Below are 574 nucleotides of genomic sequence, written 5' to 3'. Positions count from 1 at the left end.
TGTCCGCGTAGGCGACAAGCTCGCCCTGGTTCTCGACGATGCGGGCAAGATCAGACGGGTCGCGGGGATCGAGGGCAAGACCAGTCAGCCCCGGAGATGCGGGCGGCTCGGGCGGTGCCGGCTCGGGTGTCTCGACATGGGCAGCAAAGTCCGGTCCGCACAGCGTCGGCGGATCGACGACGACCTCGCGCGGCGCAATCGGTTCCGGCTCGTATAAGTCGGGCGCGACCACCAGACCCACGTCGTCGTGCTCGGCGAGGCACTGCACGCCGTCGCCGGGTTCCTCGTCCCCGAGCACCCAGCGGGGATCCCAGAAGTCCTCGGGCACGATCGTGTCCCACAGGTCCTCGCCGCCAGTCATCTGCACCCCACCGTCGGCTCCCACCAAGCGGGAAGGTGGCAGGGACGCGTCGGTGAAGTTGACTGTTCCCGCCGCCCACGACGCGTTCGGCCACACGAGCGAAGACTCGAGGACGACCACACGGGCCAGCCACCGCGGGTGGTCCGCACGCAGCCCGATCCCGTCGATCAGCTCGCGGCGAGCGAATACGCGATCGCCATCGACGACCTCCAG

General features: G+C 69.3%; 1 protein-coding gene. It reads right to left on the bottom strand.

Features of this window, described 5'->3' with window-relative positions; all coding sequences use genetic code 11:
* Nucleotides 1-574, bottom strand: a 574-nt coding sequence (locus MLGJGCBP_RS24095; RefSeq protein ID WP_201453185.1) for a hypothetical protein, incomplete at both ends; no start/stop codon positions are given.

Source organism: Rhodococcus sp. T7, from assembly GCF_009872365.1.
Lineage (GTDB): Bacteria > Actinomycetota > Actinomycetes > Mycobacteriales > Mycobacteriaceae > Rhodococcus_F.
Note: the sequence above shows the minus strand (reverse complement) of the source record. Positions and strands in the feature narration are given on the sequence as shown.